Here is a 24,412-nt window from a genome sequence, read left to right on the forward strand (position 1 = left end):
ATGGACACCACCCCGATCCTCATCGCCGAGGACGACGTGAAGATCGCCGACATGCTCGGCAACTACCTGCGGGCCCAGGGCTGGCAGACGCTGGTGGTCCACAACGGCATCGCCGCGGTGAACGAGGTGCGCATGCAGCGCGCGTCGATCCTGCTGCTCGACCTGATGCTGCCGGGGCTCGACGGCCTCGAGGTGTGCCGCTCGATCCGCGAGTTTTCCTCGGTGCCGATCATCATGCTGACGGCCCGCATCGACGAAGTCGATCGCCTGCTCGGCCTGGAAGCCGGCGCGGACGACTATGTCTGCAAGCCGTTCAGCCCGCGCGAGGTCGCGGCGCGCGTGAAGGCGCAATGGCGGCGCGTCACCGGCCAGTTCCGCACCATGTCGCACGGCGGCTTCGACGTCAACGAGGCGGCGCAGCGCATCCTGTGGCAAGGCCGCGCGCTCGACCTGACGACCTCCGAATACCGCATCCTGCGTGCACTGCTGGTGCGCGCCGGCGCCATCCTGTCACGCGCGCAACTGCTCGATGCGGTGCGGCAGGACTTTCGCGACACGGCCGATCGCACCGTCGACAGCCACATCCGCAACCTGCGGCGCAAGCTCGAGGAGGTGCGGCCGCAGGGCTCCGGCATCGTCGCGGTGTACGGCGTCGGCTACCGCTTCGACCCTTGACGCGCAACCCGTGTGTGCCCTGCCCACAGAGGCCTGTTTTCAGGTATGTTCAAACCCAGGGATCGGCCTCGCAGGCCGCCCGATCGTTCCGGGGGACCCGATGAAAGTCGCAATCGTTGACGACGATCCTTCACAGGTCGACTTGATCTCGCATGCCATCTCCAGCCTCGGGCACGACTGCCAAGGGTTCGAGCGCGGCCAGGCCCTGATCCGGCAGATGCGGCGTGACACCTTCGACTTCCTGGTCCTCGACTGGCACCTGCCCGACATGACCGGGCCTGAGATCGTGACCTGGGTCCGCAACAAGGTCGAGCACCGCATCCCGATCCTCTTCGTGACGAATCGCAATGAAGAACGCGACCTGATGGACGCGTTGGCCAACGGCGCCGACGACTACCTGACCAAGCCGGTGCGTGTCGGCGAACTGGCCGCCCGCGTGAACGCGCTGATGCGCCGCAGCTACCCCGTCGTCACGAGCGAGATCGAAGCCTTCGGCCGCTACAGCTTCGACACCCGACGCCGCGTGCTGTCGATCGAAGGGCAAACGATCGAGTTGAAGCAGAAGGAGTACGAGCTGGCGCACTTCCTGTTCCACAACGTGGGTCGGTTGTTGTCGAGGCAGCACCTGCTCGAGAAGGTGTGGGGCGTGAACCCCGAGATCTGGTCGCGAAGCCTGGACACGCATGTCTCGAACCTTCGCAACAAGCTCGGCTTGCGGCCTTCGTCCGGCTACCGGCTCAGCGCCGTCTACGGCGTGGGGTACCGGCTCGAGACGCTGGACGAATCCGGGGCGACCGCGGCGCTGCCCGTGTCCGAATCCGGCTCGCCCGACTGAAGCCCGGGCAGGTACAGGCTCATCGTCAGACCCTGCGTGGCCGCGCGTCGCTGACGCAGCATGCCGCCGTGCCGGCGCGCCACCAGTTCGGCGAACCCCAGCGCGTAGTCGCCCTCGGCCGGCAGCACCGGCACGCCCTCGCCGGCGTCGCTGCCCGGCATCGACGAGAAGCTCAGGCCCGGCGTCGCGCCGTGGTCGGTCACCTCGACGGCCGTGCCCGTGGCACTGCGAACGACGCTGCATTGGATGCTCGCCCCACCCGGGCTTCGCCCGAGCGCATGCCGCAGCAGATGGCCGATCGCCCGCTGCAGCAGCTGGGCATCGCCCGCGACGTACACCGGCCCCCCAGCGGCCTGCGGGCGGCGGATCGTGACCCGGCGTTCGCGGGAGCGTTCCCACAGATCGTCGACCGCCTCGGCCGCCACATCGTTCAGGTCGAGCGTCTCGCAACGCAGCTCGGCCTGCTGCGCCCGCACATAGCGCACGAAGTTGTCGGCCATGGCCAGGGCGGTGATCGAGTTGCTTTCGACCTGCGAGAGCAGATCGGCTTCGCTGGTCGAGCCTTGGCGAAGGCGCCACAGCTCGACCACGCTGAGGATGGTGGAATGCGGTGCGCGCAGGTCGTGGTTGAGCAGCCGCAGCGCCGCGTCGAGCTGCTGCTGCGCCAGTTGTTCGGCGGTGCAGTCGTGCACCGACACGCTCCAACCGGACACGCTGCCGAACACCCCGAACCGCGGTGTCGCCCGGACGATGAGACGACGATGCTGCGCATCTTGCGACTCRCATTCGAAACCGTGCTGCGGCACTTCGTCTTGCGGCCACACGGCCGAGCGGTCGCTGAGGCGGACCGTGCCGCTGAAGACATCGGCGATGGCTCGTCCGTGGAGTGGACCGACGCCCGGCCCGTTGAAACACGCCACCGCGGCAGCGTTCGCGTGATCGATGCGACCCGCGGCATCCACCAGCAGCATCGGGCCCAGATGGGCATCGGCGACGGCACGGCGATGGGTGTGCGGGCTCAGCATCGGGCCGCTGCGCCCGAATGCCGACAGGTGCTGCAGAAGCCCCTGCCAGCCGCCGCGCCCCACCGGCCTCGCCCCCGTGGTGGTGGGCACCTTGTCCGGTCGTGACGGTGAGGCTGACATAAGTTCATTGTGGGCGCCGCCCTCGGCGCTTTGCAAGGCCAAACCGAAGCTTTGCCGGCGGCCCGGCCGCCTCAATCGCCAACAACTGTCAACTCGCCGCGGCGTTTCGCGGAGGGCCGAATTAAGTCACGCGCCACCCCAACAGCTCGCCTGATGCCGTGCCGAAATGGCGGGCACGATGCCTCTGCGTTGCTCCTCCCTCGTCCCTCCAAGGGCGTTCCCATGACCCTCGACATGTCGTCGTCCAACATCGCTGCCTCGCCCGCTGCGCCCGCCCCGGCCGCGCGGCGATTCCGCCCGCTGGTGTCGCGCACGCTCGCCGCCATCGCGTTGAGCTGCCTGGTGTGCTCGGGGCTGTCGCTCGGGTTGCACGCCTGGCTCGCGTTCAGCGCGCAGGCCGACGACGAGCAATCGATGGCGCGCGACATCGCCGCCACGCGCCTGCCCCGCCTGGCCGATGCCCTGCGCCGACACGACGGCAGCGCGATCCAGCACGAGCTCGACCTGATCTCCCGCTACCCGCGCCTGGTAAACGCGCGGCTGTTCGCCGAGACGGGTGCCAGCTACGCGGCCGGCGTGCCGTCCGACCTGCCCGGCGCGCCACAAGGCGTGCTGCACGACGTGCTGCCGCGCGCGGCGCTGCGCGGCGTCGAGATGCCGATCGCCGCGGCAGGCGCCGATCCTGCGGTGCTGGGCCGGCTCGAACTCGACTTCGACCGCAGCGGCCTGTCGGCCGAGGTGCGCCGCAGCGTCGCGCGAACGGCCGTCGCGATCGTGCTGCCGGCCGTGTTGCTCGCGCTGCTGGTGGCCTGGATGCTGCACCGCGACATCTCCCGCGGCCTGCGCATGATCGCCCGGCAGGCGGCCTTGCTGAAGCCCGAAGAACTCGGCCCGCCGCCGACCTGGCCGCGCCCGCAGCGCCGCTGGCGCGACGAGATCGACCTGGTGGCCGACAGCTTCCAGCAACTGCACCACGGCATCGCACGTTATGTCGGCGAACGCGACCGCGCGCTGCGCAGGCTCGGTGCCGAGCGCGACCGCCTCGAGAGTGCGGTGCAGCAACGCACCGCCGACCTGACGCGGCTGAACCGGGTGCTCGAATCGGCCTCGCGGCTGTCGGCCCGCCTGATCTACCTGCCGCCCGACGCCTATCCGCTGGCGCTTCGCATGGCGCTGGCCGACATCGCCGAACTGCTGGGCGCCCGCGCCTGCGCACTGGCCGAACGCGGCGAGGCCCGCCGCTGGGCCTGGACCTTCAGCGGCGGCCCTGGTGCCTGCCCGGCCGAAGGCACCGAGCTGCCGCCGCTGTTCCCGGTCGACGGCTGGCAGATGCAGTGGTGCACCGAGAGCAGCGACTGCCACGAATCGCGCGCGCTGCTGCACGGCTGCGCCGCCGCCTCGCTGCAGGTGTGCCGGCACGATGCCACCGACAGCGGCCAGTTGCTGGCCTGCCTGGACCTGCCGCAGGCGGTCGAGGAGCGCGAGATCGCGCTGATCGCCAAGCCGCTGTTCGGCGCGCTCGCGCGCTGGCGCGACCTGGCGCAGCTGGAGCAGGCGCGCCGCGAGCTGCTGCACCAGTCGCGCAGCGATGCGCTCACCGGCCTGGCGAACCGCCGCGCGTTCGACGAGCGCAAGCTGGAAGAAGTCCGCCGCGCCTGGCGTTCGCAGCGCCCGCTGACGCTGGTGATGGTCGACATCGATCACTTCAAGCGCTTCAACGACCGCTACGGGCACGCGGCCGGCGACGACTGCCTGGCGCGCGTCGCGCGGGCGATCGGTGCGGCCTTCGAGCGCGGTGGCGAATGCGCGGCCCGCATCGGTGGCGAGGAGTTCGCGATCCTGCTGCCCGACGTCAGCCCGGCCGACGCCGAGCGCCGCTGCGGGCGCATCCGCCAGACCCTCCACCACATGGCGATCCCGCATGCCGATTCTTCGCTCGGCATCGTCACGGTCAGCATGGGCATCGCCGCGCTGTGCCTGACCGAGCGACCGCCGCCCGACATCGCCTTCGACCGGCTGCTCAAGCGCGCCGACATGGCGCTCTACGGCGCGAAGTCGGCCGGCCGCGACGGCATCGTGATGCTGATGTGAATTCCTAGCGCCCCACCCAGGGCGCGATGAACTCGATCAAGCGTTGCCGGGAGCGCTGCAGCGCCTCGGGATTGCCGCCGACGTGCACGCCCTCGCCGGGATGCAGCCCRTTCGGCACCTCCTTGCGCACGCGCACCGGCGCGTGCGAATCAAAGCCGTGGTACGCACCGGCATAGGCCTCGATCTGCACCGCGGGAGAACCCGCGCCACTGTCGACCGCTGCCTGCGCCGCCAACGCGTGGCAGGGCGCGGCGGGCGTCCAGTCGTCGGCCTCGCCGACCAGCACCAGCAGCGGGGCCGACGGCTGGTAGCCGCGCCGCAGGTCGGCCTCGCAGCCGGGGTAGAACGCGACCGCGAAGGCCGGCTGCAGCGGCGCATCGCGCACCTCGCGCTGCCGCAGGTTGGTGGTCGACAGCACGGTGCTGCCGCCGTTCGACCAGCCGACCAGCCCCAGCCGCTGCGCATCCACATCAGGCCGCTGCGCAAGCCAGTGCAGCGACGCGAGCGCATCGAGCCGGCGGTTGGCCTGCGTCACCTGCCGGGTGCCGATGCGCTGCGTGCACAGCTCGGTCTCGCCGCGCGGCGTCAGCGAATCCACCACCAGCGCATGCATGCCCTGCTGGTTGAACAGCTGCGCGTACTCGCGCATGCGCTCGCCGAGCCGGCCGCGGTGGTCGTACGGGCCGCTGCAGCCGTGCATCAGCACGACCGCCGGCGCCTGCCGCTTGTCGACGCCGAACCACCAGGCCTTCAGCGTGACGACCTGGCCGCCGCGGTGGTCGAGGCTGTCGAAGGCGACCTCCGTCTGCGCCTGTGCGCCGAACATCGCCGCGCAGCCGACAGCGACCAGCCAGCGCAACCCGCGGATCATGGCTTCAGCCCGTCGGGCGCGATGCCCGTCGCCGCCGGCAACGGCGAGAAGTGGAGAGCCTGAGTGCCCGGCGCGGCGCTGAGCGTCGTCACCGAGCCGATGCCGAAATCCTGCGAACCGCCGACGCGCCGGTAGCGCCATTGCATCTGGGTGCGCCAGGCACCGGAACGTTCGATGCTGCGCTCCACCTGCAACTGCACGCGGGCGCCCTTGCCGGCCAGTTCGCCGGTCATCTCGACGAGCGCCAGCCGCAGCCCCGGCCCGGCGAGCCGCTCGGCCCACACCATGCAGCGCGCGCCCTGCGCGGCCACCAGCAGCACGCGGCTGTCGCTGCCGGGCGCGGCGAGCACCGTGCCCGGCTCGCCGGCGAGCAATTCATCGGTGGAGCCGCGCATCGGGTCGACCGGCGAGAAGCCCTGCGCGAGGGCCCAGTCGACCGCGGCGGCGGCCTGGCCTTCGGTCTGGATGCAGGCCTCGCGGAACAGGCGGGCCACCGCGCGCGGATCGGCCCAGAGCGAAGCCAGCGGCAGGCTCCCGGGGGCCGGTTCGGCGCCCGCGGGCGGCGGCGCCAGTGGCGTGATCAATTCGGCCGCCGAGGTCACCGGAAAAGTCACCGCCGGTTCCACGACCGACGGTGCCACAGACTGCGCGAGCGACACCCCGGGCAGCGCCACCCACAACGCAAGCATCGCCGCCTGCCCGATGTCCGCGATGACGGACCGATTGCCTCTGACCATGCTCACGCCTTGCCCTTCCGTTGCTGCCGCGCGTTACCGCGTTGCCGAGGGCGCGATGGTCGCACAGGCCGGGTCGCGGGGCGGGCTCCGTCAGTCCTTCCAGGCGTGCGGCGAATCGTCGACGAACGGCTCGCCGACCTGCGACGGTGCGCCCTCGTCCAGGTAGACCTTCTCCACGCGCGACCCGAGCTTGACGCTCAGCTCCGAGACGCCGGAACCGTGCATCTTCGAGAACTGGTTGACGCTGATGCCGTCGCCGAGCACGGTCACCATCCGGCCCGGCTTGCGCAGGTCGGCCGGCACGTCGTCGAGCTTGACCTGCGATTGGTCCATCGAGGTCGAGCCGATGAACTCTGCCTTGTGCTGTCCGACCAGCGCGTGGGGACGCGGCGGGTCCCCCTCCTTGTTGCCGTTGCTGCGCCTCGGTGCACCTTCGGTGTAGCCCCAGGCGATCGCGCCGTGCACTTCCGGGTCGCCCTTCACCGTGTAGTTGCTGCCGTAGCCGATCTGCGAGCCCGTCTCGGCGACATCCACCTGGCGGAGCTTGGCCTCGATCTTCAGCGTCGGCTCCAGCGGATGGTTCTCATCGCCGAACGGTGCCTGGCCGTGGAAGGTCGCGCCCATGCGCACCATGTCCTTGTGCAGCTCCTTGCCGAGGAAGACCGTCGACGAGGCGCCGATCGATTCGTCGATGCCGGGGAACTGCTCGGCGATCCAGTTGAACGTCTCCAGCTGCTGCTGCGTCTTGTGGCCGGCAACATGCTCGTACAGCGTCGAGCCCTCGAGCGGCTGCGCGATGTCGGAGTCGGACAGGTGCGACATCACCAGCTTGATGTCCAGGTTGGGCAACTGCCCCGAGCGCCACAGCTCGGCCAGGTCGGCCACGCGCTTGTCGCGGATGCCGGCGCGCGTCATCCCGGTATCGAACTGCAGCACGGCCGGCAGCTTGCGGTTCGCCGCCTCGCCTGCCGCGTTCCACATCTTCACCTCGTCGACGCCGTTGAGCACCGGCGTGATCTTGTGGTTGATCAGGTAGCGCAGGTCTTCACCGGGGGCGATGCCATCGAGCATGTTGATCGCGACGCCCTTCTCCAGGTCCGGCCGTTGCGCCTTGAGCGCCGCGCGCAGGTCCGCCGCTTCCCCGGCGCTGGCCACGAAGAAGTCTCTGCAGCCTTCGGAGAGGGCCACCATCGCGATCTTGACGCGTTCCTCGTCCATGCCGGGGCCCTGGGTCTGGTCCAGGCCGTAGCCGCTGGCCTTGACGACGGCGGCCATGCGCCGGCCCGGGATCCATTTGGGTTCGGTGGCAGTCGGGTCGCTGTAGTCCGGGCGAGGGCCGGCGCCGATCATGGCCAGGCCAAGGCGGATGTTGCGCCGCATCGCACCGCAGTCGATGGTGGCGCGGGCGCGGATGAAGGTACGTCGTTGCGCGGCGTCGGTGGCCTTCTCCGCGGCGACTGCTTCTGCGGCCTCGGCCGCCTCGGCTCAGCTCGGCTCGGTGCCGGTGCCTTGCCTCGACGATTCGGGATGGATCACGCGGCTGCTGAACGCTTCGGCGTTGTTGCGCCTGGCTGAAAAGGTGCTGAACATGTCGGACCTTTCTGTTCGGATGGAAGGGTGACGAAGAAGGCGATGGCGGCGTCGCGCGCTCAGGCGGCCGACGAGGTCGACGCGTCCTGCGGGCCGGGCCGGCGCAGCGTCAGCTGCATGTCCTGTTGCCGGTTGACGGTCGCCTCGTTCGTCATGTCGACATTCGGGTGCGCGTAGGTGCTCACGCTGGCGGTGTCACTGTCGCGATCTCCGGCGCCGGCGGATTCGGCATCCTCGATCCTGGCCCGGCGTTCCGGATCCGGCTGCGCGGCGCCTGCGTTCGCGAAGTCGTAGTACAGCACCCCGCTCCAGACCGCGCCGGCCAGCGCGCTCAAGAGATCCTGCACCATCGTGGGCTTCCTGGCCATGGAAGGCCCGATGACCGACAGGAAGCTGATGGTCAGCGCCAGAATGGCCGTCCGCACGGCCCAGGGGCCGAAGGCCGTGTTCGCCAGGTAGCCCTTCTGCAAGCCGACGTTCTTGATGTTGAGTTCCAGCGCGTGGGTGTCCTCGCCTGCGTTCATGGCCGAGCGCAGCGCCGGGATTCCCTGGAACATCAGATCCTCGCCGACCTCGCCGAGCAGGTTCAGGCCGCCGCGGATGAGGGCGTTCTTCACCTGATCGGCGGCGCTCGTCCCTGCATGCCAGGCGGCCGGGCCCGACGGCGACGCCAGCCTCGACATGCCGAAGCTCACGAAGGCCTGGTCCAGCATGTAGAACAGGCTCATCGCACCGAAGTGTTTCCGGTCCGGCGACTTGCCCTCGGTGTGTGGGTTGTTCAGTCGCAACCACGACTGCACCCCGGGGTCTCGCCAGGCGGCATAGAGGGTGAATCCGATGTGCAGCGAGGCCGAGTCGCCGAGCGTGCCGTCGTGCGCGTTCGCAATGATTTCGGCGACGCCCGCGGCCAACGAGGTGCCGCCCATGATCAGGCGCGACTGCGCGGTCGACGCCGTGCCGGTTCCAGCCCGCTTGTCGCGCACGTGGCCGGCCGTCAGCAGACCGAGCGCGAGGCCCTGGCCGAACAGAAAGCCCAGGAGGGCCTTGACCTCCGACGAGACGTTGCCCTTCTGAAGTGCGGCCTCGAGCAGAAAGGTGCCGCCCTGGCGCGCCGCCGTCGACATGAACACTGACGGGATGTTGCGCATGATGACGACGCCGCCCGAGGCCAGGCCCTTGCCCAAGGTGCTGGTGAAGTCCTTGTTGGCAGCCACCCGGCCCGGAAAGGCCATCGCCGCCGAGGCCATCTGCCTGGCCTGGTCCATCCGCGACGGTTGGGCCGGCGGGGTCGAGCCGTCGTCATGCACCGACGGGTCGCGCGGCGGATGCCCCTCGATGATGAGGTCGCGCAGTGCAGCGGCCGCCGCATCATGGTCCGGCGTGTTGCCGCCCGGGGAGAACATCTCCTGCAGCGCGACGCCCAGCGCGTCCTCGGGCCGGTGGCCGCTGGCGACGAAGCTCTCCAGCTCCGCGTTGACRACATCCATGTCGATGCCGTCGTGGAACTCCTGCCTCGCCTGCTCGACATCGGCCACGGTGATCTCCGCGGGCGACCGGGTCAGCGGCGGCGTGTCGGACTTCGCCGGCGTCTTCTTCGTCAATGCCCCGTGCGTCGCGGCCCGCTTCACGGTGCCCGCGTCCGTCGAGCGGCGCGGTGCCATCGAACCGGTCTTCTGGCTGCCGCGCGAGTTGCTGCGGCTCACGGGCTTCGGCAGGCCCGCGTCTTCCGCTTTCTCGACATGCTGCGAGTTGGCGCGGGAAAGGGTCGGCTGCTTCGGCGTCGTCGGCAGCGGGATGTCGGCCGGATTCGGCAGCGACGATGTCGAGGACTTGCGCGCGACGCTGGAGGGCGCGGTTGGAATTGACATGGCAGAACCTTCGGGTGGGGTGGTGTTGGCGGTACCCGAACGATTCTTGCCATCACGTTACTGACGGTTGCGTGACATGCGAAGCCGCGTTCGCGCCACCGAAGCCGCCCGCCTCTCACCCCCTCCGGTCATCACGCCGTCATCAGACCGCCGGCGTCGGCCCGCTGAGGGCCTTGCGCAGCCGCCCCGGCGCCATGCCGTACAGCTGCTGGAAGTGCCGGATGAAGTGCGAGGCGTCCGAGAAGCCGCTCTCGCCGGCGATCGTCACCACCGGCAGGTCGGTGGTGGTCAGCAGGTAGCGCGCGTACTTGAGCCGCGAGTTGCGGTAGTGCTCCGACGGGCTCGCGCCGGTCTCGGCGAGGAACACCCGCTCCAGCTGCCGGCTGCTCGACTTCACCAGCCGCGCGATCACCGCGATCTCCAGCGGCGTCGTGATGTTCTTCTCCATCAGCACGATGGCCTGGCGCAGCTTCTCGTGGTCGCTCGACTCGTAGCCCAGCGCATGCCGGCGCGCCACGTGGCTCGCGGTCTTCTCGGCGTTCACCGTCATCTGGTGCACCACCTTGGCCGCGCGATCGGCGCCGCAATGCACCCGCACCAGCTCGGCCGCCAGCTCGACGATCGAGATGCCGCCGGCGCAAGTGATGCGGTTCGAGCCGATCGCATAGTGCGAGCGCGTCTCGAACGCCAGGCCCGGGTGCATCGCCTGCCAGTCGTCGACATGGAACGGGTGGATGCACGGCGCGTGGCCGTTCAGCAGCTCGAAGCGCGCCAGCACGAAGCTGCCGGTGCAGATGCCGATCAGCGGCACCTGGGCCGCCGCCACCGAGCGCAGGAACGACACATAGCGCGTGTCGGCGCTGCCGATCTGCGGCAGCAGCCCGCCGATCACCGCGACGTAGTCGTAGTCGACCGGTGCCGACAGCGGCAGGTCGACCGGCACCCGCACGCCGCAGCTCGCGGTCACCGATTCGCCGGGCGTGCCGAGGATGGCCCATGAGCAACGGTTCTGCCGGCTCTGGTCGCCCAGGTCGGCGGCATGGCGCAGGCCATCGCACAGGCCGGCCAGCGACAGCAGCGGGAAACCGGGCCACAGCAGGATGCCGACGCGCAACTCGGCCTTCGAGGCCGACTTCTTGCCCGGGCGGCTCGGCTGCTCGCTGTGGTCGAGCCGATCGACCAGCGAGCGCGCCTCATCGGTGCGCGGTTCGTCGGCCAGGGTTTTCCCGGAATGTCGCATCCGTTCAATATAGCCGCAGCGCCCTGCCATGCCGTTGCGGGGATCGTCCCTAGCATCTCCTTCGTCGCAATCAGTACGCACGACGGGGACACATGAAAGACACACTGCTGACGGTCAAGGGCCTGAAGAAGAGCTACGGTTCGGCCGAGGTGCTCAAGGACATCTCGTTCCAGTTGCAGCGGGGCGAAACGCTCTCGCTGATCGGCCCCAGCGGCTCCGGCAAATCGACCTGCCTGCGCTGCGTCAACTTCCTCGAGAAGCCGAGCGGCGGCGAGATCGTGCTCGAAGGCGAGCGCATCGGAACGGTGCGCACCGGCGACGGGCGCGAACGCATCATGAGCGACCGCGAACTCGCACCGCAACGCAGCGAGATCGGGATGGTGTTCCAGGGCTTCTACCTGTGGCCGCACTTGAACGTACGCGACAACGTCGCGCTCGCGTCGATCAAGGCCGGCGGCATGCCGCGCGCCGAGGCGTACGAGCTGGCCGAGCAGATGCTCGAGAAGGTGCACCTGCGCCACAAGGCCGACGAGTACCCCGAGCGCCTGTCCGGCGGCCAGCAGCAGCGGGTGGCGATCGCCCGTGCGCTGGCCCAGAAGCCCAAGCTGATCCTGTTCGACGAGCCGACCTCGGCGCTCGACCCCGAGCTGGTCGGCGAGGTGCTGGGCGTGATCCGCGAGCTGGCCGAGGAAGGCCGCTCGATGATCCTGGTGACGCACGAGATCCGCTTCGCCCGCGACGTGGCCGACCGGGTGATCTTCATGGACGGCGGCGTGATCGTCGAGGAAGGCCCGGCGGCCGACGTGATCAACCGCCCCGTGAAGGAGCGCACGCGCGCCTTCCTCGGCCAGGTCGGTGAAGCCTCCGGGCTGGCCAAGTGATGCTGGACGCCCTGCCCACCATCGTGCTGACGCTGCTCGAGGGCGCCGTCACCGCCGCGCAGGTCGCGCTCGGCGCCGCGCTGATCGCGTTCACGCTCGGCCTGCTGCTCGCGCTGCTCAATGTGTTCACCGCGCTCGCCGTGGTCCGCACCGCGATCGGCGTGTACGTCGAATGGATGCGCAACGTGCCGGCGCTCGCCCACCTGTTCATCCTGTACTTCGGCCTCGCGTCGATCGGCGTGCGCTTCTCGCCGAAGGGCGCGGCCATCGTCGGCCTCGGCCTGGTCGGCGCGGCCGTGCTGTGCGACGTGTTCAGCGCCGGCATGCGCGCGCTGCACGTCGGCCAGCGCGAGGCGGCGCTCGCCTGCGGGCTGTCGCCGCTGCAGGCGCTGCGCTACATCGTGCTGCCGCAGATGCTGCGGCTGACGCTGCCGGCCATCGGCAACTACGCGAGCCAGCTGATCAAGGACACCTCGATCGCGTCGGCCATCGCCGCGCCCGAGATCATGTTCTACGCCCGCAACCTGGTGACGTCGACCTTCCAGACGCCGCTGATCTACGCCAGCGCGGTGGTGCTCTACGCGAGCATCGTGTTCCCCGTCAGCTGGATGTTCAACCGCATGGAACGCCGGCTGGGGGTGGGACGATGAGCGCGTTTTTCCAGGTGTATCGGGAGTACCTGCCCGAATGGTGGCCGCGCCTGCTCGAGGCGGCGCGCGTCACCGCCGAGCTGTCGACGCTCGGCTTCGTGCTCGCGCTGTTGCTGGCGGCGCCGCTGGTGGCGATGGCCCGCTCGCGCTCGCCGGCGCTGCGGCTGGCGTCGAACGCGGTGGTGCAGTTCGTGCGCGCGGTGCCGCTGCTGGCACTGCTGCTGGCGCTGTACTTCGGCCTGCCGTCGTTCGGGCTCACGCTGTCGGGCTACTGGGCCGGCATCCTCGGGCTCGGGCTGCAGGGCGCCGCCTACGTGGCCGAGGTGTTCCGCGGCGGGCTCGATTCGGTGCACCGCGGCCAGCGCGAGGCCGCGCTCGCGGCCGGGCTCACGCCGCGCCAGGTGTTCACCGCGGTGGTGCTGCCGCAGGCGCTGCGCGTGATGCTGCCGCCGCTCGTCAACTGCTACGTCTCGCTGCTCAAGGACAGCTCGCTGTGCGCGCTGATCGCGACCGACGAGCTGATGCTCGCGGCCCGCGCGATGTCCAGCGAGTACTTCCTGCCGCTGCACATCTTCGTGCTGGTCGGGCTCTTCTATTTCGCAATCGCGTTCCCGCTGTCGATGGTCTCCCGCCTGCTGGGCAGGAGGCTCTCGCGCGGACGGCGCGCCATGGGGACCACATGACGACAAGCACCAACTCCAACACCAACACCTCGCGCATCGAATCGCCGACCTGGGCCACCCTCGAAGAGACCGCCGCCGCCATCAGCGACGGCCAGGTCAGCAGCGAGGCGCTGGTGGAGCACCAGCTGTCGCGCATCGCCCGCTTCGAGCCGCAGCTGAAGGCCTTCGTCGAGGTCTATGCCGACGAGGCACGGCAGGTGGCGCGCGCGCTCGACGGCCTGCTGCGCGCCGGCATCCGGCTCGGGCCGCTGCACGGCGTGACGATCGCCATCAAGGACCTGTTCGAGATCGAGGGCCGGCCGATCGGCGCCGGCTCGCGCGCGGTGCCGGCCAAGGTCTCGGCGATCAACGCGACGGTGGTCGAGCGGCTGCGCGCGGCCGGCGCGGTGATCATCGGCAAGACGCAGACGGTCGAGTTCGCGTTCGGCGGCTGGGGCACCAATGCGGTGATGGGCACGCCGTGGAACCCGTGGGACCTGCAGACGCACCGCGTGCCGGGCGGCTCGAGCAGCGGCTCGTCGGTGGCGGTGGCGGCAGGCCTGGCCTGCGGCGCGCTCGGCACCGACACCGGCGGCTCGGTGCGCATTCCGGCCGGGCTGTGCGGGCTGGTCGGGCTGAAGACGACGCACGGGCTGGTGAGCCGCCACGGCCTGGTCGAGCTGTGCCCGACGCACGACACCGTCGGCCCGATCGCGCGCAGCGTGCGCGACGTGGCGCTGCTGCTGGACGTGATCGCCGGGCCCGACCCACGCGACCCGGTGAGTGCCGACGCGCCGGTGCGCCGCGTGATCCACCACATCGAGCGTGGCGTGGCCGGCACGCGCGTGTGGGTGCTGCCGGCGTCGGAACGGCATTCGATCGAATCGGACGTGCTGTCGCTGTACGACCGCGCACTGTCGACGCTGGCCGAGCTGGGCATGCAGCTGGTCGAGCGGCCGCTGCCGCAGAGCCTGACCGAATCGATGCGCATCGCCGGCAAGCTGATGAGCGCCGAGGGGTATGCCAACCTCGGCGAGCTGTTCGAGCAGGACCTGGTGTTCGACCCGCACGTGCGGCGCCGCATCCTGGCCGGCAAGGACATCGACGCCGCGCAGTACATCGAGCTGCTGAAGATGCGCGACAAGGCGCGCACCGCGATGCTCGACGCGATGGAGGGCGTGGACGTGTGCTTCATGCCGACCAACGCGATCACCGCGATCCCGGTCGGCGAGGTCGACGAGCTGTCGACGCCGCTGTCGCGCTTCGGCCGCTTCGTGAACCTGCTCGACCTGTGCTCGGTCGCGGTGCAGGCGGGGCTGTCGGGCCAGGGGCTGCCGGTCTCGGTGCAGTTCGTCGGCAAGCCGATGGCCGAGCCGCTGGTGCTGCGCATCGCACATGCGTTCGAGAAGGCGACACCGTGGCATGAAGCGGTGCCGCGCGGGCTGGATTGAATCCCTTCAACGTCATAGCGAACACCATGCTTCACATCACCGATTCGCAGGTTTCCGAGCTGCTCGATTTCCGCGGTGTCACCGAGGTGCTGGCCGAGGCCTTCCAGGACCTGGCCCATGACAAGGCGGCCGTGCACGGCCGCCAGCGCACCGACTGCGCCGGCATGAAGCTCAGCACGATGGGCGGCATCTGGGCCGCGCGCAACGTGGCGGGCGTCAAGGTCTACCCGACGGTGGCCGGCCAGTTCAGCTTCGCGGTGATCCTGTTCGACCTGTCGACCAACACGCCGGTCGCGGTGCTCGACGGCAACGAGCTGACGCGCTTTCGCACCGCATCGATCACGCGCATGGTCGCGTCGCGGGCCGTCGCGCCGTCGCCGCGCAAGCTGGCGCTGTTCGGCGCCGGGCTGCAGGGGCGCTCGCAGGCGCATGCGCTGTGCGAGCTGTTCCGCTTCGACGAGATCTGCATCGTCGACCCGAAGGCCGACCCGGCCTGGTGCGACCGGCTGCAGTCGCTGAGCGGCGCGCGCGTGCGGCTGACGACGGCCGAGAAGGCGGTGCGCGATGCGGATGTGGTGATCACCGCGACCCGCTCGTCCGAGCCGGTGTTCGACGGCGAGTGGCTGGCGCCGGGCGCCTTCGTCGCCGCGATCGGCACCAGCACGCCGAAGGGCCGCGAGCTGGACGACACCACGATGAGCCGCGCCGCGCGCATCGTCGTCGAATGGAAGCAGCAGAGCCTGGTCGAGGCCGGCGAGATCGTGCTGTGGAACCAGCGCCACCTGACCGAGAAGTACGTCGACCTGCCGGAGCTGTTCGGTGGCCAGCAGCCCTGGCGGCTGGAACGGCCGGGCATCACGGTGTTCAAGTCGGTCGGCGTCGGGCTGGCCGATGTGGCGACCGCGCAGCTGGTGCTGTCTCGGGTGCGCGGCGGCTGGCTGCTGGCGGCGGACGAGGTCACCGCATGAAGGTGTGTGTGGTCGGCGCCGGCCTGATCGGCTGCGCGAGCGCCTACCAGCTGGCGAAGGCCGGCTTCGAGGTGCAGCTGGTCGATGCGGCGCCCGAGCCGGGCACCGGCACCAGCTTCGCCAATGGCGCGCAACTGAGCTACAGCTATGTGGAGCCGTTCGCCTCGCCGGGCAGGCTGCAGTCGCTGCCGAAGATGCTGCTGTCATCGGACTCGCCGGTGAAGTTCCGGCTGCGTGCCGACTGGCGGCAATGGCGCTGGGGCCTGCAGTTCCTGCGCGCGTGCCGGCGCGAGACGGCCTTGCACGGCACGGCCGCGCTGCTCGACCTCGCGCAACGCAGCCGCCGCGTGCTCGAAGGCTGGATGGGCGAAGAGCGCTGGTCGTTCGGCTTCGCGCAGAACGGCAAGCTGGTGCTGTGCCCCGATGAAGACACGCTGCGGCGCCAGCGCGCGCAGGTGGAACTGCAGGCGCAGTTCGGCTGCCGGCAGGAAGTGCTGTCGCCCACCGAATGCCGCAACCGCGAGCCGGCGCTGGCAGCAGCGCGCGAAGAGATCGCCGGCGGCATCTGGACCGAGGACGAATGCGTGGCCGACCCCTACCTGCTGTGCCGCGAACTGGTCGCGGGGCTGCGGCGGCTGGGCGGCACGGTGGCGTTCGACACCTCGGTCAGCGGCTTCGTGCGCGACGGTGGGCGGTATGCAGCCGCGCAGTCGAACCGCGGCGAGCTGAAGGCCGATGCCTTCGTGCTGGCGGCGGGGCCGCATGCCGCGGCGCTGGCCTCCGGCGTCGGGCTGCACCTGCCGGTCTACCCGATCAAGGGCTACAGCATCACGGTGCCGTTCAAGGGCGGCGCCCGGCCGACCGCAAGCGTCACGCACCTGGGCCGCAAGACGGTGTTCGCGCCGCTCGGCGACCGGCTGCGCGTGGCCGCGATGGCCGAGATCACCGGCTACGGGCTGGAGGTGCCGGCCTCGCGTGTGCAGGCGATGGTCGACAGTGTCGAGGCGGTGTACCCGGGCTTGTGCGAACTCGACGCGCCGCAGACCTGGGCCGGCCTGCGTCCGGCGACACCCGATTCGGTGCCGATCATCGGCCGCGTGCGCGACACCAACGTCTTCGTCAACGCGGGCCAGGGCGCGCTCGGGCTGACGCTCGCGGCGGGCAGTGCCGAGCGGCTGGCGGGCGAGGTGCAGCGGTATGCGGCCTGACGCACCAATCCGGGTCCCGAGGGCTTACCCGGCATGTCGCAAACGTGCAATTCACGTGTCAGCGCCTGCCATCCCTGCGGGGCTTGCGTCCCTATATTCGCTGCCGTTCCAGTCCCATAACGTCAACACTTTCAGGAGTTCCCCATGTTGAACGGACGCATTCGAATCGCTGCCCTGCTGGCCACGCTGCTGGCGGTTGTCGCGGCCCCTGCGCTGGCGCAGACGGTCGAGACCATCGACAAAGGCGCGCTGACCATCGCCTTCACCGGCGACATGCCCGGCACCGGCTACCAGGACGGCAAGATGGTCGGCTACGACGGCGAGATCCTGCAGCGCATCAGCGATGCGGCCAAGCTGAAGGTGAAGCCGGCGCTGATGGAGTGGTCGGGCACGATCGCGTCGGTGCAGGCCAGGCGCGTCGACGTGATGGCCGGCACGATGGGCTGGACCGAGCAGCGCTCGAAGATCATGACGCTGAGCGACCCGATCCACTACTTCAAGAACGGCATCACCCAGACCGAGAAGAACAACTGGAGCAAGCTGAAGGACCTGGAAGGCAAGAAGGTCGGCACCATCACCGGCTTCTCGTTCATCCCCGAGCTGCGCAAGATCAGCGGCCTGACGCTCGCGCTGTACGACACCTCGGACGCCGCCGTGCGCGACCTGCTGGCCGGCCGCATCGACGCGGTGATCGGCGACCCGCCGGTGATGCAGTACGCGATCTCGCGCAACCCGCAGTGGCACATCAAGTTCAATGCCTTCACCGACCAGTCGCCCGACTTCCCGCTGCTGACCGGCCTCGGTCAGGTGGTGTTCGGCCTGAACAAGGACAACCCGGAACTCGCGAAGGCCGTCAACGCCGAGATCGCGAAGCTGTGGCAGAGCTGCGAGCTGCGCAACATCGGCAAGACCTACGGCCTGGTGCAGGACGTGTGGTTCGTGCCGGTGGGCCAGAACCTGCGCGCCGGCGTGGACCGCCCGGCCGACTGGAAGCTGCCTTCGTGCAAGCCGTCGGCCTGACCGAAGCCAGCGGCCTTGCCGAAGCAGCCGGGTCCCGCGAGGGGCCCGGCTTTTTTCATGCGAAGCGACCGACCCCATCTTCGGGTCGACGTACGACCGTTCGGTTGCCTGGATGCACCGCCCATCGGTGGCACGCACACTGGCTTCACGATCAGCCACCCCCGCACGCCCTGCCACCGTGAACACCACCACCACTTCGAATGAGTTCCTCTCCGAGATGTCCCTGCTGATGGGGCTGCCGCAGGGCGGCGCCACTGCGTTGCAGGACAGCTCGGCGTTCTGGGGCCCCGGCGGCCTGCTGTGCCGGCTGCAGATGCAGCACGACGGCGCGAGTACCGCGGTGAGGCCGCAGGTGCTGCTGCCGATGCTGGCCCGCGAGCTCGCGGGCTTGCGCGTCGAGCAGATGATGGCGATGCAGCAGGCGGTGATGCTCGAATACGGCTGGATGCTCGGGCTGTCGTCCGAAGGGATGCTGCAGCTGAGCCCGCTGAAGTGGATCGAGCAGCCGAGCGATGCTGTTGCGGCGCTGGACCTCGGCCATGCCGTCGGCATGCAGGCGCTGGAGACGCTGTTCGTCGATGGGGATGAGGAGACGGACGATGGGGCCGAGCTCAGCTTCGACGCGCTCAAGGATTCGATCGATGACGAATTCGATGAGCTGCTGTCGGAGAGCGGCGGCAGGCGAGCGGTCAAGCCGACCTTGCACTGAGGTGCGGCTGCGGAGGCGATTCGCGGACAGGCGCTCTATTTTTCAGCCCTGAAACCGTCGGCGGTCGCCGTGATCGACTTGAAGCCTAATTCAGATGCGAGATCTTGAGGCGGCATCACGGCTCTGCCGTGAACCCACAGCGTGTCGTAGGGAATCGACTCGCTGACTTCACCGTGATGCTCGTCAATGGCATGCAGCGCACGCGCCAAGAGTTTCTCCGGCCCTTCTCGGGGACGCTCTCGCAAGATCGTGATTCGATCTGCGCCGAACTTGGCACGCGCCACATGGACTGCAGCATCATTGGCTCGACTTGAGACGACCCACACCGGCATTTTCTGCGCGAGTGCAATGAGTCGATCTCCAAAGTCTGGATCGAGGACGAGTGCTACTGATGCGCTCATGCGTCAGCCTTTCAAATTGAGCCTTTGTGCCGACAACATTCCTTCCAAGGCTCCCAGCGCGCCTTCGACGCCAACATCACAAGCCTGCTTGACAAGCTCAAGCCCGCGACCGGCGTCCGGTAGCACTCCGTTCGTTCCATAGAAGAGATCCAATCCGCAGCTCAACTTCGCTTCGGCCTTACCGGCGTTCGCCGCCAGTCGAAAATAGCAGGAAGCCAACTCTGAACTCTTGACCGCTTGATCACCGCAGTCATGCATGACTGCCAACGAATACAGCGCCTCGGGGTGGGCCAGTCGAGCTGCTTGGTGCAAGTACCAGAATAGGCGGACCTCGAACTGCTCATCGCTTTCGTTCGGCAAACCGAAGCATGCATAGAGGTAAAGCGCATCGGGAACTTCGCGCGCCAGCAGTGGCTGCAGAGTGACGTCTGCCGCCGCATAGCTTTCTCGCTCAACCAGGTGCCTTGCTTGCTCCACTGCCTCTTCGTCAGCCATTCTTCAACCTCCGTGAGGGATGATCGGGACGCCCATCAAATGCCGTCCAGCTTGATCTCCGCGACATCGCCTCTTTCAGCTTTCATCCTCAGGCGTCAGAGTGCATTCAGCCTTGCTGCAGACGCTTGATCTCTGCGACCCGCTCAGCGAAGTTTCCATAAATATCGACCTCGGCGCCGTATTCAGCTTGGTGTCGGACCAAGTACTCAAGCGCAGGAATAAGCTCGCCCATCAACGGTTGAATGAGCGCGCGATGCTGTGCAAGCTTTTCAGCGATAAGTCCAATGAATGAACTCGCCGCATCAGGAGCCATATCGGTCGCTTTTGTCGAATCGAGCAGAACGTAGTCCCTCAATGCCAGCATGTAGTAGGGGAAAGCCGCATCTGGCATGAACCGTATTTCATCCACTCGCTCGAGGACATTGCGCGCGAACAAAGGGGTCATCTGCTGCGCCGATTTTCCGAAGAAAATTTGGCGCGCGTACTCCACGTCAAGATCGCCCGACTCCGGGCCCCACTCATCCGAGCCTGGAATTTTCATGAAATTGGATGCCATCATTTGCTCCTATCGGTTCACGGACATTTGCATTCATTTCTCACGGCACGCTCCCATCGTGCGACTCGCCTAGTCACATCTTGAATTGCTTGGTCATGCCGACCGGGCATCCACTTGTCGTCCCATCTCTGGCGTTGGGCCAAGCACTGCTGTGCCCTCTCAAGCTGCCACTTGGCCGCCTCGCATTTGTCGAGCCCGGGCGGCGGCTTGTCGTCGTCACATCGCCACTTGTAAAGTTCGTAGTCGAGCTGTTTCTCTTGCTCCTGCTCGCCTGTCAACGGACCGGCAACCGGTGGCGTGGTCGCCAGCATCAGATCCGGTAAGAAAAGTCTGTCGATCAGCGGAGACAGTCCAGGCTCAATGATGGGGTATAGCTCTGTGCCGATCTGCTGCCCGATTCGCCAAGACCGATAAACGGCCCAGGCTGGGTTCGTTCCATTGGGATCGGTCCCGAGCAACGGATTTCCGTCGACATAGGTGTACGTCGACGGGCTGCCACCGGCGAGCCCGATCGGATCGCTCTGTGTGTAGCCACCTTTCGAACTGTCGTACTGGCGCCGGTAGTTGTAGAACAGCCCCGACTCCTGATCCGCATACTGCCCCGGGAACCGCAGGTTCTGCGTAAAGACCCCCAGCCCGCTCGGGTTGGTCTCCGGCGCGCTCGTGCCGAAGGGCTCGGCCAGCCAGCGCCAGCGCACCTGGTTGTTGCGGTCCACCACCACCCGCGGCGTGTTCAGGTGATCGCTGTGGATGAAGTACACCAGCGGCTCGCCCGTCGGGTTCGCCGGGTCGGGCGTGAACATCGCCATCGGCGTGTCGCGCAGCCACACGTATTCCCGCAGCGCCGCACCGTTGCGGTCGTACTCGCCCAGCATGTGCCCGGCTTGGTGACCTCGCCACGCACGGAGCTCGGACCCCCACCAGCACTACTCCGCTTGCTCGATCACTTGCTCCTCGAAATCAAATCTTTCGAAAACAAATATGAGTGATGATCCGCTCGAGAAACTCATCTCATGCGCAGCTAATCCGTGGTCGTCCATTGTGAATTCGTGCATAAGCAAGTCTCCATGACCATTCGACAACTTTTCGCATCGCATCACATACTGTTTTATTCCCGAATAAGTCAGCCGGAAGCGCCGGTCGTGATACGGCCCCAAGAATTCGGCAACTATACGTAATGGCCGCACTTGGTGTCGATTCCCACTTGCTTCCTCGATCAAAGACAAGCGATCAAGCCAAGCGTCATGTAGCGACCCCGGGCTTGATAAAGCATATCTCGAGCGATCAATTGCAAAAGACTTCATCTTCGCGTCCATCTTTTCGCACGACTCGAGGTATGAAAAGTAATCATCAAGCAACCACCCCTCGGCGGTGTCTTTAATATATTTCATAAGCATTGGTCCGATTCAGGGTCTTCGCAAGGATTGCTACAAGCATAGGGGTTGCCACCCATCATATCGTTTTGAACTTCGCACATACACATCGCCGTATTCCCCTCCATGCACCCTGGGAATGTTGTGAAGTGAATCATGGTTGCTACAGGACCAATTCCGCGAACACTACGCATCCAACGACTTCCTTTAATGTTCATTTGCCCTTTCGGAGGAAGTTCGCCCGAACGCCTCATGATGTCGATCGCTTGCCCTTTCAACTGATTTTCTACCGGCACTGGGCAGCTGAGAGGGCGCCCTTTGTGACCATGTTTACTGAACCAGCCGGATGGCCCGAAAAGTCCAATCTCTTCACCCAAGGGATCAAACACATGAATCTCAAATTGACTAGGCGTGTTGGGGATGATATCGATGCCGCCCGTATAGCCCTCCCTGAGTACAACTGATTTGCGTGCAAGCCCGGTGGGATCAACGTGGAGCAGAGGATTTCCGCCGACGTACGCGAACGTCGAAACACTCCCACCCGCCAACCCGATCGGATCGCTCTGCGTGTACTGCCCACCCTCAGCCGCGTAGTACCGGTGGTAGTTGTAGAACAGCCCCGACTCCTGGTCCGCATACTGCCCCGGGAACCTCAGGTTCTGCGTAAAGACCCCAAGCCCGCTCGGGTTGGTCTCCGGCGCGCTCGTGCCGAAGGGCTCGGCCAGCCAGCGCCAGCGCACCTGGTTGTTGCGGTCCACCACCACCCGCGGCGTGTTCAGGTGGTCGCTGTGGATGAAGTACACCAGCGGCTCGCCACTCGGGTTCGCCGGGTCGGGCATGAACATCGCCATCGGCGTGTCGCGCAGCCACACGTATTCGCGCAGCGCCGCACCGTTGCGGTCGTACTCGCCCAGCAGGTGCCCGGCTTGGTCGTGCACGAACACCACCGTGCTGTCGGGCCCCGTGCTGCTCACCTTGCGCACCCGTTGGCCGGCGGCGTTGTAGGTGTAGCGCGTCGTCACACCCGCCTTCGTGATCGTCGCGAGCTGGCCTCGCAGGTTGTACGTCGCCGTGTAGCCTGCGCTGTCGCTGGTCGTGTTCCCCGCGCTGTCGTACCCGAAGCTCCGCGCCGGGTTCGTGGTGCCGGCGACCCGGTTGCTCGTCGCCTCCACGGTGTACGCGCTCAGGCTGCCGTTCAGGCTCAGCCCCGTGCGGTTGCCGTTCGGGTCGTAGGTGATGGCCCAGTTCGCTGCGTTCGTCGTGATGCCGGTGATCCGGTCGTTCTCGTCGTAGCCGRACTGCTGGTCCAGCGCTGGCTGCGCCGTGCCATCCGCGCTCAGGTGCGTGAAGCTCACGATGCGGCTCGCCTCGTCGTAGCGCACATCGCGCAGCGCATCCCCCAGCGGGTAGCGGATCGCCCGGCCCGCGAGGTCGAAGTAGCGTTCGTTCGCCTTCGGGCCTGTGGCCATCGCCCAGCGCCAGCGTTTCACTGTCCCGGCGAACGGCGTCCACTCGATCTGCGTGATCAGCGGCGTGCCGGCCAGCGTGATGCCGGTCACCTCGCCATCCACCCAACTCAGCCCCAGCTGCCGGCCCGACGGGTAGCCGATGCCGCTCAGGTTGCCCAGCGTGTAGCCGTAGGCCACCGTCTGGGTCAGCTGGATCGAGTTGCTGCCCGTGCTCGCCTCGACGCGCTGCACATCGTTGACCACCTCGCCCTGGTCGTCGTAGCCGTACTGCGCCGAGCCGCCCGGATAGCTGCTGCTCGTGAGCCGGCCCATCCCGTAGCTGAAGCCCGCACCCGTCTGGCTGTAGGCCAGCGTCACGGTCTCCGTCGGCTGGCCGGCCTGCGTGTACACCGCRCCGGTCAGCCGGTCGCTCGTGTCGTAGCCGTAKGTCGTCAGCACGCCTCGGCTGTCGGTGCGGGTCTTCAGGTTCCGCGCGGCGTCGTAGCTCAGGTTCTCGATCCCCGTGTCCGGGCTGATCACCTGCGTCGCATCGCCCAGGCCGTTGCGCGGGTACTGCGTCACCAGGTTCCTCGGGTCGGTCACCTGCGTCGTGCGGTGCCCGCCGTCGTACTCGAAGCTCGTCTTGCCGTTCTTCGCGTCCGTCGCCTCCTTCACCCGCTCCAGCGCGTCGTAGCTCAGCCGCGTCTGCAGGTTCAGCGTGCCGGCCCCGCGCGTGATCTTCGTGCGGTTGCCCTGCGCGTCGTACTCGTAGCGCTCCAGCGGCAGCGGTGACACCGGCAGCGGCGGGAGGGTGTTTGATGCCGGCGCCGCATCCGTCACGCCGGCTTGCTGCTGGCGGCCCAGCGCATCCATCAGTGCGTTCAGGCTCTGCGTCAGCTCGCCGGCCGGGTCCTTCACCCGTTGGTCGACTCGATTGCCCACGCTGTCCAGCACGTAGTCGATGCGGTTGCCCTTGATGTCCGTCACCGCGACCACGCGGTGCGCGTCGTCGTACTCGTAGCCGACCCAGGCGCCGTCGGACAGCGTCACCTTCGTCAGCTGGCCGGCGGCGTCGTATTCATAGCTCGTCGTCAGGGTGCTTGTGGTGCGGCTCAGCATGCGCTGGCGCAAGTCGTAGGTGTAGGTCGTCACCACGCCGTCGCGGGTGCTCTGCAGCACCTGGCCGTACTTGTTGTACCGATCGAAGGTGGTCACCTCGCCGTTCGGCGCCGTGATGCGCAGCAGGTCGCCCTTCGTGTAGTCGGCCGTGGTGGCCGCTGCGCGCAGGTACTGGCTCATGCCCGAGCCGATGCTGGCCGTCAGCACCCGCCCGTCCGCGTCGTAGGTCCACGTGCGCACCGTGTCGATGGTGCCCGGCTGCAGCGCGGCACCGAACCCGAGGTGCCCGTCTGCATCGGTCGTCGCCCGCGTCACCTGCTTGCACAGTGCCGCTGTCGGCCGGCCATCCAGCAGGGTTGCCTCCGCCGGCGCGCAGCTCGCGATCGCGTTGCCGTTGAGTGGGTCCGGCTGGCCGTTGT

23 protein-coding genes are annotated in these 24,412 nt (G+C 67.9%); 12 read left to right on the top strand and 11 right to left on the bottom strand.

From position 1 onward, the window contains the following. Positions 1-675 carry a response regulator gene (locus ACXJLU_RS21820; protein ID WP_073467234.1) on the top strand — a complete coding sequence of 225 codons (675 nt, stop codon included), beginning with the start codon at positions 1-3 and terminating at the stop codon, positions 673-675. A gap of 100 nt (positions 676-775) precedes the next feature. Further along, complete coding sequence (locus ACXJLU_RS21825; protein ID WP_457334580.1) at positions 776-1,510, top strand: response regulator transcription factor; 735 nt, start codon at positions 776-778, stop codon at positions 1,508-1,510. Here the strand turns inward: ACXJLU_RS21825 and ACXJLU_RS21830 are convergent. Beyond that, entirely contained in the window at positions 1,423-2,625 is a 1,203-nt protein-coding gene (locus tag ACXJLU_RS21830) for a sensor histidine kinase (RefSeq protein ID WP_457334582.1), read from the bottom strand. The two genes, ACXJLU_RS21825 and ACXJLU_RS21830, sit on opposite strands and share 88 nt — an antisense overlap. A 252-nt stretch (positions 2,626-2,877) precedes the next feature. Between ACXJLU_RS21830 and ACXJLU_RS21835 the strand changes: the two genes are divergently transcribed. Next, positions 2,878-4,746, top strand: a complete 1,869-nt coding sequence (locus ACXJLU_RS21835; protein WP_457334584.1) for a sensor domain-containing diguanylate cyclase — start codon at positions 2,878-2,880, stop codon at positions 4,744-4,746. Positions 4,747-4,750: 4 nt separating this feature from the next. Here ACXJLU_RS21835 and ACXJLU_RS21840 read toward each other — a convergent pair whose 3' ends face one another. From ACXJLU_RS21840 to ACXJLU_RS21850, 3 genes are all read right to left on the bottom strand, one after another. Continuing rightward, positions 4,751-5,617 (bottom strand): dienelactone hydrolase family protein, encoded by an 867-nt coding sequence (locus ACXJLU_RS21840; protein WP_457334586.1) that lies wholly within the window; start codon positions 5,615-5,617, stop codon positions 4,751-4,753. Beyond that, entirely contained in the window at positions 5,614-6,354 is a 741-nt protein-coding gene (locus ACXJLU_RS21845; RefSeq protein ID WP_457334622.1) for an NMCC_0638 family (lipo)protein, read from the bottom strand. The genes ACXJLU_RS21840 and ACXJLU_RS21845 overlap by 4 nt, the downstream gene beginning before the upstream one ends. 90 nt (positions 6,355-6,444) lie before the next feature. Beyond that, a complete protein-coding gene (locus ACXJLU_RS21850; protein ID WP_457334588.1) occupies positions 6,445-7,734 on the bottom strand; it encodes an alanine racemase in 1,290 nt (429 codons plus the stop codon). Here ACXJLU_RS21850 and ACXJLU_RS21855 point away from each other — a divergent pair. Beyond that, the gene (locus ACXJLU_RS21855; RefSeq protein WP_457334590.1) at positions 7,721-7,975 is read left to right on the top strand and encodes a hypothetical protein; all 255 of its coding nucleotides are present in this window, start codon (positions 7,721-7,723) and stop codon (positions 7,973-7,975) included. The two genes, ACXJLU_RS21850 and ACXJLU_RS21855, sit on opposite strands and share 14 nt — an antisense overlap. Before the next feature lie 28 nt (positions 7,976-8,003). Here ACXJLU_RS21855 and ACXJLU_RS21860 read toward each other — a convergent pair whose 3' ends face one another. Both ACXJLU_RS21860 and ACXJLU_RS21865 read right to left on the bottom strand, forming a co-directional pair. Next, complete coding sequence (locus ACXJLU_RS21860; RefSeq protein ID WP_457334592.1) at positions 8,004-9,812, bottom strand: hypothetical protein; 1,809 nt, start codon at positions 9,810-9,812, stop codon at positions 8,004-8,006. A 142-nt stretch (positions 9,813-9,954) separates the two neighbouring features. Continuing rightward, positions 9,955-11,052: a GlxA family transcriptional regulator gene (locus ACXJLU_RS21865; protein ID WP_457334594.1), complete on the bottom strand. Its 1,098-nt coding sequence runs from the start codon at positions 11,050-11,052 to the stop codon at positions 9,955-9,957. Positions 11,053-11,144: 92 nt separating this feature from the next. Here ACXJLU_RS21865 and ACXJLU_RS21870 point away from each other — a divergent pair, with 92 nt between their 5' ends. The 8 genes from ACXJLU_RS21870 (at position 11,145) to ACXJLU_RS21905 (ending at position 18,601) form a co-directional block, all read left to right on the top strand. Continuing rightward, positions 11,145-11,933 carry an amino acid ABC transporter ATP-binding protein gene (locus tag ACXJLU_RS21870; protein WP_457334596.1) on the top strand — a complete coding sequence of 263 codons (789 nt, stop codon included), beginning with the start codon at positions 11,145-11,147 and terminating at the stop codon, positions 11,931-11,933. Then, the gene (locus ACXJLU_RS21875; RefSeq protein ID WP_457334598.1) at positions 11,933-12,583 is read left to right on the top strand and encodes an amino acid ABC transporter permease; all 651 of its coding nucleotides are present in this window, start codon (positions 11,933-11,935) and stop codon (positions 12,581-12,583) included. The genes ACXJLU_RS21870 and ACXJLU_RS21875 overlap by 1 nt, the downstream gene beginning before the upstream one ends. Beyond that, positions 12,580-13,266 (top strand): amino acid ABC transporter permease, encoded by a 687-nt coding sequence (locus ACXJLU_RS21880; protein ID WP_457334600.1) that lies wholly within the window; start codon positions 12,580-12,582, stop codon positions 13,264-13,266. Before ACXJLU_RS21875 ends, ACXJLU_RS21880 begins: the two co-directional genes overlap by 4 nt. Further along, the gene (locus tag ACXJLU_RS21885; protein ID WP_457334602.1) at positions 13,263-14,696 is read left to right on the top strand and encodes an amidase; all 1,434 of its coding nucleotides are present in this window, start codon (positions 13,263-13,265) and stop codon (positions 14,694-14,696) included. The genes ACXJLU_RS21880 and ACXJLU_RS21885 overlap by 4 nt, the downstream gene beginning before the upstream one ends. A 26-nt stretch (positions 14,697-14,722) precedes the next feature. After that, positions 14,723-15,664, top strand: a complete 942-nt coding sequence (locus tag ACXJLU_RS21890; protein ID WP_457334604.1) for an ornithine cyclodeaminase family protein — start codon at positions 14,723-14,725, stop codon at positions 15,662-15,664. After that, positions 15,661-16,872, top strand: coding sequence for a D-amino acid dehydrogenase (locus ACXJLU_RS21895; RefSeq protein WP_457334606.1), 1,212 nt, complete (start codon positions 15,661-15,663; stop codon positions 16,870-16,872). Before ACXJLU_RS21890 ends, ACXJLU_RS21895 begins: the two co-directional genes overlap by 4 nt. A gap of 144 nt (positions 16,873-17,016) precedes the next feature. Beyond that, positions 17,017-17,892 carry an ABC transporter substrate-binding protein gene (locus tag ACXJLU_RS21900; RefSeq protein WP_457334608.1) on the top strand — a complete coding sequence of 292 codons (876 nt, stop codon included), beginning with the start codon at positions 17,017-17,019 and terminating at the stop codon, positions 17,890-17,892. Positions 17,893-18,070: 178 nt separating this feature from the next. Next, complete coding sequence (locus tag ACXJLU_RS21905; protein WP_457334610.1) at positions 18,071-18,601, top strand: hypothetical protein; 531 nt, start codon at positions 18,071-18,073, stop codon at positions 18,599-18,601. A 35-nt stretch (positions 18,602-18,636) separates the two neighbouring features. On the opposite strand, the gene ACXJLU_RS21910 is transcribed toward ACXJLU_RS21905, so the two are convergent. The 5 genes from ACXJLU_RS21910 to ACXJLU_RS21930 all read right to left on the bottom strand — a co-directional run bounded on the left by ACXJLU_RS21910 (position 18,637) and on the right by ACXJLU_RS21930 (position 24,233). After that, positions 18,637-19,002 (bottom strand): hypothetical protein, encoded by a 366-nt coding sequence (locus ACXJLU_RS21910; protein WP_457334612.1) that lies wholly within the window; start codon positions 19,000-19,002, stop codon positions 18,637-18,639. 3 nt (positions 19,003-19,005) lie between these two features. Next, positions 19,006-19,497 carry an SEL1-like repeat protein gene (locus ACXJLU_RS21915; protein ID WP_457334614.1) on the bottom strand — a complete coding sequence of 164 codons (492 nt, stop codon included), beginning with the start codon at positions 19,495-19,497 and terminating at the stop codon, positions 19,006-19,008. Between the two features lie 106 nt (positions 19,498-19,603). Continuing rightward, a complete protein-coding gene (locus ACXJLU_RS21920; RefSeq protein WP_457334616.1) occupies positions 19,604-20,053 on the bottom strand; it encodes a hypothetical protein in 450 nt (149 codons plus the stop codon). A 17-nt stretch (positions 20,054-20,070) separates the two neighbouring features. Beyond that, positions 20,071-20,928: an RHS repeat domain-containing protein gene (locus ACXJLU_RS21925; RefSeq protein ID WP_457334618.1), complete on the bottom strand. Its 858-nt coding sequence runs from the start codon at positions 20,926-20,928 to the stop codon at positions 20,071-20,073. 512 nt (positions 20,929-21,440) lie between these two features. Next, the gene (locus ACXJLU_RS21930; RefSeq protein ID WP_457334620.1) at positions 21,441-24,233 is read right to left on the bottom strand and encodes an RHS repeat-associated core domain-containing protein; all 2,793 of its coding nucleotides are present in this window, start codon (positions 24,231-24,233) and stop codon (positions 21,441-21,443) included. Positions 24,234-24,412: the final 179 nt, after the last annotated feature.

Source organism: Rhizobacter sp. P5_C2, assembly GCF_054049715.1.